Below are 13,578 nucleotides of genomic sequence, written 5' to 3'. Positions count from 1 at the left end.
TCGATGGCACGGGTCGACAGGCTCCGGACCGTTCTCGCGACCCGGTACGTCCCGACCCTCCTGCTCTCCCTCCTGGCCGGGGCCGTCGTCTTCCTCGTCGCGAGCGAGCTCTTTCCGTACCACTCCCTGAACCACGACGAGGGGGTCTACCTCCAGCAGGCCGCGCTCCTGCTCGACGGCCAGTTCCAGCACTACCCACCGGCGGGACTCGCCGACGAGTTCCGCCCGTGGTTCTTCGTCGTCGACGAGGGCGCGATGTACCCGAAGTACGCACCTGTCCCGGCCGGGATGTTCGCGCTCGGGCTGGCCGTCGGCGTGCCGAGACTCGCCCTCGCCGCCGTCGCGGCCGGGAACGTCGCGCTGGTGGTCGCCCTCGGGACCGAGGCGTTCGACCGCCGGGTCGGCGTCCTCGCGGGCATCCTGCTCGTGCTCTCGCCGATGTTCCTGCTCGCGTCCAGTCTCTTCCTCCCGTACGCCCCGACGACGTTCCTGAACCTGCTGTTCGCGCTCGGCTACGTCCGGGCGGTCCGGGCAGACGAAGCCACTGCGAGCCGTCGCTGGGCCGCCCTCGCCGGCGTCGCCATCGCGCTCTCGTTCTTCGGGCGACCCTACACCGCGGTCCTGTTCGCACTCCCGTTCATCGGACACGCCTGCTGGACGCTCTGGACGGGCTACCGCCACGATGCCGCGCGACTGCGCCCACAGCTCACCCGGAACCTCGTCATCGCGGTGCTCGGAATCACGGGTGTAATCGCCGCCCTGGGGTACAACTGGCTGTTGACCGGTGACCCCCTGCTGTTCCCGTTCGAGGCGTTCGCGCCGCTGGACGGCCTCGGGTTCGGGAAGCGTCGCATCGTCGACCACGACCTCGTCTGGACGCCCGCGCTCTCGGTCCGGGCCACGACCACCCTGCTGGTGCTGTTCGCACAGTCGTGGACCGCCGCCGGGTGGGTCGGCACCGTCGTCTTCGCCGTGGGACTGCTCGCCTGGGCCGGTCACCTGCGGGCGCGTGAGAGCACGCCCAGCATCGACCGGCCGCACCTCTCGGACGACACCCTGCGACTCCTGCTCCTCGGCATCTTCGTCAGTGTGATCGTCGGGAACCTGTACTTCTGGGGGACCTACAACGTCCAGGGCGGGCTGGAGGACCCGAACGACGGCCTGCTGGCGATTCACGGCCCCATCTACCACTTCGACATGCTCGTCCCGCTCTCCGTGTTCGGGGCCGTCGGCGTCGTCGGTGTGGGCGACCGCCTCCGTGAGGTCGTCGCGCGCCGGTACTCCGCCCGAACTGCCCGGGTCGTGCTGGTCGCCGCGCTCGCGCTCACGGTCCCGGCCATCGGCGTGGCAGAACAGGCGGCGCTGTCGGGCCCGGTCGAGGACAGCGCGGACTACACCGCCAAGTACGAGTCGGCCTACGAACCGCTCGAGTCGACCGACTTCGAGAACGCACTCGTCATGGTGCCGACCCCGTACGGCCACTGGTCGAACCACCCGTTCCAGTCGCTCCGGAACGACCCCGGTTTCGACGGTGACGTGGTGTACGCCCAGCACCAGGACGCCCCGAGCACGTTCGAGGTCCTCGACGCGTATCCCGACCGGGAGCTGTACCGCTGGACCTACCACGGCGAGTGGACCCCGGCACCGGACGAGAACGTCATCGGCAAGCTGGTTCCTCTCACCGTCCGCGAGGGCGAACGCCTGGATGGCACCACCCGCGTCGGCGTCCCCTCGGGGGCCCAGAGCGCCATCATCAGAATCGAGAACGGCAGCGACGTCCGGGAGCTCTACATCGACCAGGCGGTCGGCGAGCAGGTCTCGGTGAACTGGTCGGTCGGCCCAGACGGGCTCCGGGTCACCGACGACGACGCCCGCCCGCTCGGCGAGAGCGGGGCACTCGCGGTGAACGGCAGCCAGGAGCTCGCCGTCGCGGTCATCCTGAACTACGACGGCGGGTCGACGCTGACCTACCGCCAGGAGTTCGACACCCGGGTCCGGGACGGTCGCGTGCAGGTGGTCTGGCCTGCCGAGACCTCGGTCTGCTCGCTGACCATCGACTGCGGCACGCGGGGGACCTACCTGCCGGACCACCCCGACCAGCACCTCGATGGGGTGTGGGTCAACGGGACGCTGACCGCCCCGTCTCGCTAGTCCTGACGCCGGGGGCCGACGCGGACGGGACGGTCGCGGAGACCCCGACAGGGTCGAACCTCACGGCATTCGCCTGCGGCGAACCGAAAATCGCGGTCGGTGCCGGTGGCACCGTCATCGAAGGGAACTGACGGGTACGCCCGTCGTCGCTAGAAGAGCCGCTTGACCCGTTCTTCGAGGCAGACCTTGACGATGGACTTCCCGATGGCCGCCCCACCCTCGAGCGGGTCGAGTTTCGTCTCGCCCTTTCGTTCCGCGTACCGGATGGGCGTCTCGATGACGCGGTAGCCACGCATCGCGGGGCGGATGAGGAGTTCCGCAGACAGGCCGGTGTTCTCGGTCCACGTGATGTCCTGGACGACGTCGCGGCGGTACGCCCGCATCCCGGTCGTCGTGTCGTGGACGCGCTCGCCCATCAGGCTGGAGGCCAGCAGGGCGAACATGTGGTTCCCGAAGCGGTTGAACGCGGGCATCGCCTCAGCGCCGTAGTGGAGTCGGTCGCCGGAGACCACGTCGTACCCCTCGTTGACGAGTTCGAGGAAGCGAGGGAGCGCCTCCATCGGGTAGGTGTCGTCGCAGTCGGTCGTGACGATGACCTCTCGGTCGGGCGTGAGGATGGCCTCGCGGACCGCCACACCGTAGCCCTGTGGTTCCTGTTCGATGACGGTCGCCCCGTGTTCGCGGGCGACCTCGGGCGTCTCGTCGTCCGACCCGTCCACGCAGACGATCTCGGCTCGCCCGTCGGTGACCTCCTCGATGTCCGTGAGGACGTGTTCGATGGCCTCCGCCTCGTTGTAGGTACCCATGACGACCGCGAGGTCGTCGAACGTGAGCTGTTCCTCGGTCTCCGTCGACTCCTTGCTCATTGGTTCTCCCTCTCCGATGCGGGTACTTTAGGCTTACCAAAAAGTCTCGTTTTCACCGCGAAACCCCAGCCTAACGTTCCGTTCGGATGAGAATCGTACGAAGGAGTAAATCTCGTGGCGTCCGTACGTCTCGTATGAAGGGTCACTCCGTCAGGGATACTGAAGGGCTATCTGGCGGGTCACATGGTGACCGAAGACCAGACGGCGACCATCGGGCGGCCAACACTCCCTCGTCTTCAGAGCGCATCGGACGGGTGAGCATCGATGCCTGACATCGACCTCGGGCTGCGGAAAACCGGTCGCGTACCCCAGGGGACGATACACGTCCTCCACGTCGAGCCGGATACGGGGCTCTCGACCTCGCTCCGCGAGCGATTCGATACCGAGTACCCCGATTTCACGGTCGAGACGGCCACCTCCATCGAGGAAGCCACGGCCCAGCTGGATGCGCACGAGCACTTCGATTGCGTCGTCAGCGAAAGCGAACTGCCCGACGGGGACTGGCAGGACCTGCTACACGAGGTCCAGTCCTGGTCGCCGACCGTCCCGTTCGTGCTGTTCAGCAAGAACGCGCGCGAAGAGCTCATCCTGGACGCTATCTCTGCAGGTGTGACGGAGTACGTCCACAAACACGATGGTCTCGTCCAGTACGATATCCTCGCGAACCGGATCCGCAACGTGGTCGCCCAGTACCGGGCTATGGTCGAACTGGAGCGAGTGACCGGCCGGACCGAGACGCAGTTCCAGTTGCTCGTCGACAGTGTCGAGGACTACGCCATCTTCCTCCTCGACAAACATGGATTCATCCAGACGTGGAACCGGGGTGCGACACATATCAAGGGCTACTCGGCGGCCGAGGTCATCGGGGAGCACTTCTCACTGCTCTACACGAGCGCCGATATCGAAGCCGGCGTTCCCGCCAGGAACCTCGAGAAAGCACGAGCGAACGGACGACTCGACACCGAGGGGTGGCGCGTCCGGAAGGACGGGAGCGAGTTCTGGGCGGACGTCGTTCTGACGGCGCTGGAGGAGGACGGCGAACTGGTCGGCTTCGCGAAGGTCACTCGGGACATGACCGACCAGATCAAGAAGGAGGAACTGGTCCGCCAGAACGAGTTCCTCCAGGAGTTCGCCGGAACCCTCGCACACGACCTGTTGAACCCGCTGATGGTCGCCCAGGCGAACCTCCACCTCTGCATGGCGACCGGCGACACGGAGAGCCTCGAGACCGTCGACACCGCGCTCGACCGGACCCGCCAGCTCATCGACGACCTGCTCGAACTCGCTCGCAAGGGTGAACACATCCGGAAGCCGGAACCGGTCGACCTCCGCGAGGTCGCCACCGCCGCCTGGGAGACCACGGACGCCCCCGACGCGACGCTGGAGGTCGACGGCGACCTCGTGTTGGCTGCAGACGAGGCACGCCTCCGCCAGCTGTTCGAGAACATGTTCCGTAACGCGGTCAAGCACTGCCAACCGGACGTGACGGTTCGGATCGGCCCCATGGACGCCGGGTTCTACGTCGAAGACGACGGCGATGGCATCTCCGACGAGACGAAAGAGCACGTCTTCGAGACGAGTTTCACGACGAGCGAGGACGGCTCCGGGTTCGGGCTGGCCATCGTCAAACAGATAGCGACCGCCCACGGCTGGAAGGTGACCCTCACCGACAGCGAGGCGGGCGGTTCCCGGTTCGAGTTCGCCGGCATCCACACGCTCTGAGTGGCCGACTCAGACCGGGTCGGTCTCGTGCAGGAACGTCTGGAACTCCATCGTCCGGCCCTCGGGGTCCTCGGCGAAGAAGTTGTAGATGTCGAACGCCTCGTTGACCGACGGTTCGTCGCGCGCTCGGTCGGCGAAGCGCTCGTAGAACTCGTCGACCCCGGCGCGGTCCTCGGTGACGAACGTGAGCACGCCCTCGGTCTCGGTCTCGTCGGCGTCGCAGAACCCGAACAGCAGGTTGTCGTACTTGCAGATGGTGCAGGCCGACTGCTCCAGCCACACCGTCGCCCCCACCTCGTCGCGGTAGAACTCCGCGATAGCTTCGTAGTCTGTGCTCCGGAAGAAGACGATTCCCGACATGTGGGTGCCTGCGTCGGCGGGCAAGAAAACGATTCGCCCGTTCCCGGGTGGCAGATAGTTATTTGGGTCATCGACACGTACTGAATGAAAATGCCGGACACTCGTCGCACACTCGACTACCTCGGTCTCGCTGCCCCCACGCTGGCACTCGGGACGCTCTTTCTCGCAACCATTGTCGACCCGAAGTTCGACTGGGCCTCCCGGTCGCTGTCCAGCATGGGCGAGGCGACCCCGCACTCCCTGTTCGCCCTCGGCACCCCCGACCAGCTCGCGTTCCTCCTGTTCAACAGCGGGCTGTTGCTGGGCGCGGTGCTCGGGCTCCCGTTCAGTGTTCGCCTCTGGCAACGGTCGAGGAACGCGGCCGAGAAGGTCGGCGTCGGCTTCCTCGTGGTCGCACTGGTCGCCATGGGTGGTGTCGGTATCGCCTATCTGGATGGGCCCTTCGCCGGCCTGCACTTCCTCGCCGCGGTCTCGTTCTTCCTGTTCGGGACGTTCGCTCTGCTTGCCTACGGCACCGGCTCCGTCCTCGCCGGAGAGAGTCGCCGCGGTCTGGCCATCCTCTGGGCCGGTGTCGGGCACCTGCTGGTCTGGGTGTTCTGGGTCGTCCTCGAGACGATGGCGTTCACGACCGACGGCGACACCTGGACCTACTTCGCGGTCCCCGAAGCGGTCGGTGCGTTCGTCTTCGGCGCGTTCGTGTTCGTCACGGCGCGGCGAAATCTGCACGAAGAGACGACGGCCACCGCAGCCGAAACGGACACCGAACAGACCGCCTGAGCCGCTCAATCCGCTTCTGCCGCACTCGCCGTCGGGTCGGCCCACGCCTGGAACTCGTTGATGTCCTCGTCGGTTCCGGCGACGATGGCCATGTCGCCCTGCCGTATCTCGAAGTCCGGTTCGATGTCGGTCAGTACCTCGTCACCGCGTTCGATAGCCACGACCGTGACGCCCGTCTTCGCCCGGACGTCCAGTTCTGCCAGCGTCCGCCCGGCGAGCGCGGGCACCGGGGTTCGGACCAGGCCGATCTGCGTGTCCAGCGAGATGACGTCCTCGCCGAGGACGATGGAGGCCAGCATCCGACCGGAGACGGTCGTCAGCGCGAGGACGTAGTCCGCGCCAGCGCGGTACATCTTCGGGATGCTGTCGGTCGTCGACGCCCGCACGACGAGTTCGATCTCGGGGTTGAGCTCTCTGATGACCAGCAACGCGAACACGGCCGTGGTGTCGTCCGGGAGCGTGACGATGGCGGTCCGGGCGGACTCCAGCCCGGCCGACTGGAGCGTCCACTCGTCGAGCGCGTCCCCGACCACGTCCACGCCGGGTTTGTCGTCGATGTCGACGAGGGTCGTCGGGATGTCACGAGTGGTCAACACGTCGGTCACGGTCGAGCCGACCTCGCCAGCCCCGACGACCACGACCTCGCCGTGGCTGTGGTGGCGCTTCGACGACCGGGTCATCTCGGCCAGCTTCATCAGCTGTGCTTCGGTGCCCGCCGCGAGCAGGACGGTCCCCTCGTCCAGCGTGGTGTCGGGTGAGGGCGGCGACGTGAACTCGCCCCGGTCCCAGACACCGATGAGGTTCGCACCGGTCTGCTCACGGATGCGGCTCTCGGCGAGCGGTCGGTTACACACCTCGCTGTTGCGCTGGACGGACAGTTCGGCGATCTCGAAGTCACGGTCCGAGGGCAGTGCCGACTGGACCGAGTCGTCGCCGAACTCCGCGGTCACCCGCTGGGTCACCTTGTCGGCGAGGCTTCGCCCGAGGATATGCTCCGGCGAGATGACCCGGTCGGCCCCGGCGTAGCGGTGGTACTGCTCGTTCTCCGGTCGCTCCAGCAGGCTCACGACCGGGACGTCGCCGGCGCACTCGCGTGCGGAGAGGATGATGCTCGCGTTCTCCTCGTCGGTCTGGTCGGCGACGATGGCGCGGGCACTGGCCGCGTGGGCAGCCGCCAGCGTCTCGGTCCGCTCGGGGTCGCCGTGGAGCACGGACCGCCCGTCGGCGTAGAGGTCGGTCGCGAGCTCCTCGTTCTTCTCGATGATGACGTAGTCCACGTCGCGTTGTTCGAGCTCCTCGATGAGGGTCGCGCCGTGTTCGGTGTAGCCCGCGAGCACCACGTGCTCTGTGAGTTCCTCGATGCTCGTCGGGGCCTGCTGGGTCAGCCGCGCCTCGAACAGTGGCACGACGAACAGCGGGAGCGCTGCGAACACCGCCAGGACCCCCGTGAACTGCATGACGATGACGAAGAGGATGGTCACCGGATGCGACCAGATACTGGAGTCCTCACCGAAGCCGGACAGGGTCATCGACTCCACGACCACGTTGAGCGCCTCCCAGAACGTCCGCGGGCTCCCCTCGAACTGGCCCATCACGACCATATACACGACGGTGTAGACGAGGATGATAGCCCCGAGTGTGAGCAGGAACAACAGGAGTCGGCGGCGCTGGTCGTCCATCTAGTTGTCCGAGCAAAGGAAGGTGGTGCGTAAGAAGAATTCGGTCAGGGCGAACCTCCCGGGTATCGGGGTCACCCCACTCAGCCCGAGTCGACGATGCGCTTCGGCCCCCGGCCCTTCAGCGTCCCCGACTCGTTGGATATCTCGGTGCGGCGGAACCGCCAGACGCGCCGGCCGTCGCCGCCCTCGACCACGTCGACCTGCTTCAGGCCGGTCTTGATGCACTCCCACCAGCCGGCCTCGGAGCCGTAGCCGGCCGGGAACTCCTCGTACAGTTCGTCCACGAAGTCCGAGCGCCGAGCAGACCCCACGTCCTTGAGGTACGCGAGGGCCGCACCGACCGCCTCGCGCCGTGGCTCGGTCTTCTCGGTGGAGCGTCCGGGCACCTCGATGTCGCCGAGGTCCGCGATGTCCGCCCCGAGGGACACGTCGCTCGTGGTGGTGCTGATGGTGGTGTTCGAGCTGTAACTGAGTCCCGTCGTCGGGTCCCGCCCGAGTCGCTCCCTGGTCTGTGCGACGGCCCGCCGAGCGAACTCGTCGAGACGCTCACCCTCGACACCGCTGAGGACCCCGGCGTGTGCGTCGAGGTCCTCGTCGGTGAAGCGCTCGACCCGTTCCGGCCGGAAGTTCCCGCCGAGCTGGCGGTGGTCGGTGTCGCCCGCGCTCGTCCCCGAGACGATCATCTCGCCGGTGCCCCGCTGCACGCGTCCCCCGTCGGCTTCGGCCGCGTCGTCGCCGCCCTGCGTCGCCTCAGGCGAGTGCGACGTGTCTATCTGTGCTTCCAGCTCCTCGACGCGGGCCGCGTACTCGGTGAGCAACTGGTCGCGTTCGGTCCCCTGTTCGATGGCTGCCCGGTTCCCGATTATCCACGACAGATACTCCTGCACGTCGTCGAATCCGAGCAGGTCTGTCTCCATATCGAGTTTGCGGACTGTTTCCTCGGGAACGTCGAGGCGGAGGGTCGGCATTCATGACCGAGTAGGAACGAGGATTACAAAAATGATTGTACGCCAGGCGTCTGACGGGACTCCTGAGACGGGCGCTCAGTTCCACGACGGCGCCTAACGCCGGGGACCCACAACAACGCTTAAATCTGGAACTGTCCAAAGACCATGCATGCACAAGGACGAGCTTCTCGAACTCCACGAGCAGATGGTGCTCATCATGGAGTATTTCGAGGAACAGAACGACATTCCCGACGAGATCTTCGAGCAGTACCACGGCCTCGACGTCGACCCCTCCGACGTCCACAAGTCCAAGAGCGAGCACAAACACGCCGTGTTCGTGCTCGGGAACGCGCTGGCCAGCGCGATGAGCGAGGACGAGTTCTCCAGTGCGGGTCGCATCCAGAAGCGGATGGAAGAACTCGCGGATGACGCCGAGTCGAAGATTTAAATTTCTAACACGACTGGCTGGCTGAACCGCAGAAATCCCCGGAAACTATTTGTTCCGCATACGGTTTTAGCCAGTATATGGACTCGCGCACGGTAGAGCGCGTCGAGGGCTGGGACTCTCGGCCGTACGCCGGCGGTTTCGACGAACTTCGTGGTCTCGCGGACGCGGAGTTCAGTGGAGCCGTCACGGCCGGGACGACGTGGCTGTTCATGCTGAACGGCCGCGTCGTCGGCGTCTTCGACGGGACTATCGACGATTACGACGATGCATCGGGGACGGCCTACGAGGCCCCGCACCCGTCGCTACCACTCCTGTTCGCCATGCGGGAGCACGGTGGCGAAGAGCGTGCGAACTACTACACCAACGACACGCCCATCTCTGAGGCCGACTCGACACTCACCTCGGGGAAGTTCACGGGATACATCGAACTCTCCGAGAACGTTCTGAGCGGCGACTACTACGTCGTCTACTACGGCGGGCGCTCGATGAGCTGTGCCTTCATCGGGAACCAGGAACGGCTCGTCACGGGCGACGACGCGTTCGACCGCGCCGACGACGAGGTCGGTATCTACACCGTCTGGGACGTCGACATCGACGTCGTCGACATCCCCGGCGGCACCGAGCCGGAGCCGGAACCGGAGCCCGAACCGGCCGACGACCCGGCCACGGGGACCGCCCCCAACGGCGGGACCACGACGGCCGATTCGGCTGCCACGGCAGACCCCGCATCGGGCCGCCGGGAGCCGGTCGAGGACGCGGAACCGATGCCGAGCGCCGGGGCGACCGAAGAGGCAGAGCCCGTCGCGGAGGCCGAACCGACTCATCAGGAGCCGGAGCCGGAACCAGCGACGAGCGCGGAACCGGTCGCCGAGGCCGAACCGGACCCCGAGCCGGACGAGGCAGTGACGGACCGGACCCGGGGCACCGGGTCGGCCGTCGACACGACCACGGGGGGCGACGCCGCGCAAGCTGATTCCGCGGCGACGCCCGAACCGACGCCGGACCAACGGACGGAGGACGACGAACGCTGGGAGGAGGTCTCCGACGAGGTCGACGCCGACCCCGTCGAACTCCCCGACGAGGTCCTCGAGGCGGTCGAGGCCGAGAGCGAGGAGGACACCGACCCCGTGTTCCAGGAGGAGGCACAGTGGCGCGAGACGCGGTCGATTCCCTCCATCAACCCGGAGAAGTCGACCGAGTCCGAGGCCAAAACGGGAACGGCCGGTTCGCCACAGCCCGAATCGCGGCAGTCTCGCACGCAGCGTCGCAACACCTCGAAGACACAGCCACCCCGCGAGATGGGCGGCAGTGACACGAAGCGCACCGGTTCGACCGGAACGACGAGCGAGGCGAACGACCGGAGCAGTGCCCCCGCCAGCGACAGGGCAGCGACCGGGTCCGCCAGTCCGTCTCCCTCTCGGTCGGGGACCGACGAACCGCTCGAGCGCGAGATGCTTGAGCGCGAGGACAAGATAGACCGGCTCCAGCAACGGCTCTCGAACGCCGAGGAGGCTCACGCGGCGCTCCAATCCGAGCGCGACGAGCTCGCCGCCGAGAACGACGAACTCCAGCAGACGGTCGACCGGCTGGAGAACGAGGTCGCCGACCTCGAGGCGGAGATCGCCGACCTCGAGTCCGAACTGGCCAACACCCGCGGCGCGGCGGCGACCGCGAGCGTCCAGTTGACCCCACGGGAGGCACTCGAAGGCACCAACCTGTTCGTCCGCTACAACTCCAAGGGCGACGCCACGCTGGAGACTGCCCACGGGGGGAGCGCATCCCCGGAGGAGGTCCACGGTAACCTCCGCCTCGAACACCACACGCAGTTCGAGGCCGGCGACGCCGCGGTCGATGGGCAGGCGTACGAGGACTTCCTCGTCGACAGCATCGAGTACCAGTTCGTCGAGTGGTTCGTCTTCGACCTGCTGTACGAGATCCGCGACACGGGTAACGCCAGCGCGATGTCGGACCTCTACGACGCGATTCCGGAGGCCGACCGTGCCGAGCTCAACGGCTCCGTGTCGCTCCGGTACGAAGAGAACGGCGAGGAACACCGCGAACAGACGACGTTCGACGTGGTCGTTCGGGACCGGATGGGCAACCCGCTCGTCGTGGCGAACCTGAACGACTCGCGTGACCCGGCGACCGAGGACATGATGGTCGACCTCGAACAGCGCGCCTCGCGCGTGAAACAGACGAGCGAACAGCTCTCCGGTGCGTTCCTCGTCACTGCGAGTTTCTTCGACCCTGGCGCGCTAGAAACGGCCGCAGAGGCGACCAGCGGGAGTTTCCTCAGCCGGGATTCGAAGAAGAGTTTCGTGAAGCTGTCACGAAAATCCGGCTATCATCTCTGTTTGGTGGAGACTCGCGGCGGAGAGTTCCACATCAACGTCCCGGAGCTCTAGCTCTCGACTTCTGCTGCGCCTTCTATCTTCATTCCGTCCATCTTCTCGACGATCTCGTCGATCTTGCCGTCGAGCTCGTCGACGAACTCGGAGGTACGCTCGGTCGTGATGGCACCCTGGCTGGAGGGCTCGATGAGGTTCTCCTCCTCGAGGACGCGCAGGGAGTACCGGACCTTGTGGTGGGGGTACCCCGTCTCGTTGGACATCTTCACGATGCCGATAGGTTCGTTCTCGATGACCATCTTCAGAACCTGCAGATGGCGTTCCAGCATATCGACTTCCTTCTCCAGTCGGTCTATCATGGCATTTGTTAACTTGTCTTTGGAGGTTTTAAACCTTGCTGTCGCAATGGCATACGAGAAGGGGGAATCGGATGGTTAGCGTAAGGTGAATATAGGTCTTTTGTTCACTGGGAACGTCTCACATCGACCATGTAGAACTCCGGCAATACTTCACAACGCTCGCCGGACCGAAATCGGTTTACCGGGAGCCTCGGAATCCGTGTCTGTAAATGACCGTAACCATAGTCGGGTCGCAGCTGGGCGACGAGGGCAAAGGTCGCGTCGTCGACCTGTACGGTGACGGTGCCGACGTTATCGTCCGCTACCAGGGCGGCGACAACGCGGGCCACACCGTCGTCGAAGGCGGCACGGAGTACAAGCTCTCGCTTATCCCGAGCGGCGTCATCCGCGGTAAGATCGGCGTCCTCGGTAACGGCTGCGTCGTGAACCCGGCAACGCTGTTCGACGAGATAGACGAACTGAAAGAGCGGGGCCTCGACCCCGACGTTCGCGTCTCCGAGCGCGCACACGTCATCCTCCCGTACCACCGCGTTCTCGACGGTATCGAGGAGGACGCGAAAGAGGAGGACGACCTCTCGGCAGGGACGACCGGGCGCGGCATCGGCCCGACCTACGAGGACAAGGCCGGCCGCCGCGGCGTCCGCATCGGCGACCTGCTCGACCCGGAGGTCCTGCGTGCCCGCCTCGAGTACGTCGTTCCCCAGAAGCGCGCGCTCGCAGAGGACGTCTTCGGCATCGAAACGGGCGAGGAGTTCGACATCGACGCGCTGTACGAGCAGTACCGCGAGTACGGCCGCCGCATCGAGGAAGAGGACATGGCCGTCAACGGTGGCTCGTTCCTCGCCGACCGCATCGACGACGGCGACGAGATAATGATGGAGGGGGCACAGGGGACCAGCCTCGACATCGACCACGGCAGCTACCCCTACGTGACGTCTTCGAACCCGACGACCGGCGGTGCCTGCACGGGGACCGGTCTCCCGCCGACCGCGGTCGGCCAGGGCGAGGTCATCGGTATCGTGAAGGCGTACCTCTCCCGCGTGGGCACGGGCCCGATGCCGACCGAACTCGGCGGCGTCGAGGGCCAGACCGCCGGCTACACCGGTGGCGACCCCGACAGCGACGAGGAGCAGATGGCGACGTACATCCGCGACGAAGGTGGCGAGTACGGCACCGTCACCGGCCGCCCGCGACGCGTCGGCTGGCTCGACATCCCGATGCTCCGCCACGCCGCCCGCGTGAACGGCTTCACCGGCCTGGCCGTCAACCACGTCGACGTGCTGGCTGGCCTCGACGAGGTCACCGTCGGCCACTCCTACACGCTCGACGGTGAGGAGCTTCTGACGATGCCGGCGACGACGGAGAAGTGGGGCGAGTGCGAGGCCAACTTCCGCACCTTCGACGGCTGGGACCCCGTCGACTGGAGCGCGGTCGAGTCGTGGGAGGACCTCCCCGAGAACTGCCGGACCTACCTCGAGTACATCTCTGACGAACTCGGCGCGGACATCTACTGCGTCGGGATGGGGCCGGACCGCGAGGACACGCTCGTCCTCGACAGTCCGTACTGAACCGGCTCCGAACGACCGCGTTTCGGTATCTGCGGTTTTTCCGACCGTCACCGTCGACCAGCCCTTGCTGTGGCGCGCGCTGGCGAGTGTGTCGAGTGAAACGAGGCCGCGAGTTGAAAGCGCGCGAGGGATGACCGGAACGGAGCGAAGTGAAGGGAATCGGCTGGGGAGGGTGTGGTGCGGTGCTGTGCGGTGGCGGGTGCGGTCTCCACTGCCACCAGCGCGAGTGACCTGCTCGTCGTCACAGTCATCCGTGTCGTCACTCTCACCCGTGAATTACGACGCGCCTGCCCGGACACCGACTGAAACGACCCTGCCACCACCAACCGACCCGCACCCGTCTGGCCGTCGAC

The 13,578-nt window shown here is 66.2% G+C and carries 12 protein-coding genes; 7 read left to right on the top strand and 5 right to left on the bottom strand.

Going from position 1 to position 13,578, the window contains the following annotated elements:
* Window positions 1-3 precede the first annotated feature (3 nt).
* Complete coding sequence (locus N6C22_RS11205) at window positions 4-2,151, top strand: glycosyltransferase family 39 protein (protein WP_261651195.1); 2,148 nt, start codon at window positions 4-6, stop codon at window positions 2,149-2,151.
* Window positions 2,115-2,282, top strand: a complete 168-nt coding sequence (locus tag N6C22_RS11200; protein ID WP_261651194.1) for a hypothetical protein — start codon at window positions 2,115-2,117, stop codon at window positions 2,280-2,282. The genes N6C22_RS11205 and N6C22_RS11200 overlap by 37 nt, the downstream gene beginning before the upstream one ends.
* 18 nt (window positions 2,283-2,300) lie before the next feature.
* On the opposite strand, the gene N6C22_RS11195 is transcribed toward N6C22_RS11200, so the two are convergent.
* Entirely contained in the window at window positions 2,301-3,017 is a 717-nt protein-coding gene (locus N6C22_RS11195) for a dolichyl-phosphate hexose transferase (protein ID WP_261651193.1), read from the bottom strand.
* 264 nt (window positions 3,018-3,281) lie between these two features.
* Here N6C22_RS11195 and N6C22_RS11190 point away from each other — a divergent pair, with 264 nt between their 5' ends.
* Window positions 3,282-4,739 (top strand): ATP-binding protein, encoded by a 1,458-nt coding sequence (locus N6C22_RS11190; protein WP_261651192.1) that lies wholly within the window; start codon window positions 3,282-3,284, stop codon window positions 4,737-4,739.
* Between the two features lie 9 nt (window positions 4,740-4,748).
* On the opposite strand, the gene N6C22_RS11185 is transcribed toward N6C22_RS11190, so the two are convergent.
* Window positions 4,749-5,099: a VOC family protein gene (locus tag N6C22_RS11185; protein ID WP_261651191.1), complete on the bottom strand. Its 351-nt coding sequence runs from the start codon at window positions 5,097-5,099 to the stop codon at window positions 4,749-4,751.
* A gap of 90 nt (window positions 5,100-5,189) precedes the next feature.
* Here N6C22_RS11185 and N6C22_RS11180 point away from each other — a divergent pair, with 90 nt between their 5' ends.
* The gene (locus N6C22_RS11180) at window positions 5,190-5,876 is read left to right on the top strand and encodes a DUF998 domain-containing protein (RefSeq protein ID WP_261651190.1); all 687 of its coding nucleotides are present in this window, start codon (window positions 5,190-5,192) and stop codon (window positions 5,874-5,876) included.
* Between the two features lie 5 nt (window positions 5,877-5,881).
* Here N6C22_RS11180 and N6C22_RS11175 read toward each other — a convergent pair whose 3' ends face one another.
* Both N6C22_RS11175 and N6C22_RS11170 read right to left on the bottom strand, forming a co-directional pair.
* Window positions 5,882-7,555: a TrkA family potassium uptake protein gene (locus N6C22_RS11175; protein ID WP_261651189.1), complete on the bottom strand. Its 1,674-nt coding sequence runs from the start codon at window positions 7,553-7,555 to the stop codon at window positions 5,882-5,884.
* Window positions 7,556-7,635: 80 nt separating this feature from the next.
* Window positions 7,636-8,523 carry a hypothetical protein gene (locus N6C22_RS11170; RefSeq protein ID WP_261651188.1) on the bottom strand — a complete coding sequence of 296 codons (888 nt, stop codon included), beginning with the start codon at window positions 8,521-8,523 and terminating at the stop codon, window positions 7,636-7,638.
* Window positions 8,524-8,671: 148 nt separating this feature from the next.
* On the opposite strand from N6C22_RS11170, the gene N6C22_RS11165 reads away from it, so the two are divergent.
* Together N6C22_RS11165 and N6C22_RS11160 are read left to right on the top strand one after the other, a co-directional pair.
* Window positions 8,672-8,950, top strand: coding sequence for a UPF0058 family protein (locus N6C22_RS11165; protein ID WP_261651187.1), 279 nt, complete (start codon window positions 8,672-8,674; stop codon window positions 8,948-8,950).
* Window positions 8,951-9,027: 77 nt separating this feature from the next.
* The gene (locus N6C22_RS11160; RefSeq protein WP_261651186.1) at window positions 9,028-11,355 is read left to right on the top strand and encodes a hypothetical protein; all 2,328 of its coding nucleotides are present in this window, start codon (window positions 9,028-9,030) and stop codon (window positions 11,353-11,355) included.
* On the opposite strand, the gene N6C22_RS11155 is transcribed toward N6C22_RS11160, so the two are convergent.
* A complete protein-coding gene (locus tag N6C22_RS11155; protein ID WP_261651185.1) occupies window positions 11,352-11,657 on the bottom strand; it encodes a hypothetical protein in 306 nt (101 codons plus the stop codon). The genes N6C22_RS11160 and N6C22_RS11155 overlap by 4 nt on opposite strands.
* A 209-nt stretch (window positions 11,658-11,866) precedes the next feature.
* Between N6C22_RS11155 and N6C22_RS11150 the strand changes: the two genes are divergently transcribed.
* Window positions 11,867-13,225 (top strand): adenylosuccinate synthase, encoded by a 1,359-nt coding sequence (locus N6C22_RS11150; protein WP_261651184.1) that lies wholly within the window; start codon window positions 11,867-11,869, stop codon window positions 13,223-13,225.
* Window positions 13,226-13,578 lie beyond the last annotated feature (353 nt).

It is taken from the genome of Haloarchaeobius sp. HME9146 (assembly GCF_025399835.1).
GTDB lineage: Archaea > Halobacteriota > Halobacteria > Halobacteriales > Natrialbaceae > Haloarchaeobius.
This window is presented reverse-complemented; position numbering and strand designations above follow the sequence as displayed.

Excerpts from the sequence above, each read along its gene's own strand:
- N6C22_RS11195 (WP_261651193.1), bottom strand. The coding sequence starts at position 3,017 with ATGAGCAAGGAGTCGACGGAGACCGAGGAACAGCTCACGTTCGACGAC.
- N6C22_RS11180 (WP_261651190.1), top strand. The coding sequence starts at position 5,190 with ATGCCGGACACTCGTCGCACACTCGACTACCTCGGTCTCGCTGCCCCC.
- N6C22_RS11185 (WP_261651191.1), bottom strand. The coding sequence starts at position 5,099 with ATGTCGGGAATCGTCTTCTTCCGGAGCACAGACTACGAAGCTATCGCG.
- N6C22_RS11190 (WP_261651192.1), top strand. The coding sequence starts at position 3,282 with ATGCCTGACATCGACCTCGGGCTGCGGAAAACCGGTCGCGTACCCCAG.
- N6C22_RS11155 (WP_261651185.1), bottom strand. The coding sequence starts at position 11,657 with ATGATAGACCGACTGGAGAAGGAAGTCGATATGCTGGAACGCCATCTG.
- N6C22_RS11165 (WP_261651187.1), top strand. The coding sequence starts at position 8,672 with ATGCACAAGGACGAGCTTCTCGAACTCCACGAGCAGATGGTGCTCATC.
- N6C22_RS11205 (WP_261651195.1), top strand. The coding sequence starts at position 4 with ATGGCACGGGTCGACAGGCTCCGGACCGTTCTCGCGACCCGGTACGTC.
- N6C22_RS11150 (WP_261651184.1), top strand. The coding sequence starts at position 11,867 with ATGACCGTAACCATAGTCGGGTCGCAGCTGGGCGACGAGGGCAAAGGT.
- N6C22_RS11160 (WP_261651186.1), top strand. The coding sequence starts at position 9,028 with ATGGACTCGCGCACGGTAGAGCGCGTCGAGGGCTGGGACTCTCGGCCG.
- N6C22_RS11170 (WP_261651188.1), bottom strand. The coding sequence starts at position 8,523 with ATGCCGACCCTCCGCCTCGACGTTCCCGAGGAAACAGTCCGCAAACTC.
- N6C22_RS11175 (WP_261651189.1), bottom strand. The coding sequence starts at position 7,555 with ATGGACGACCAGCGCCGCCGACTCCTGTTGTTCCTGCTCACACTCGGG.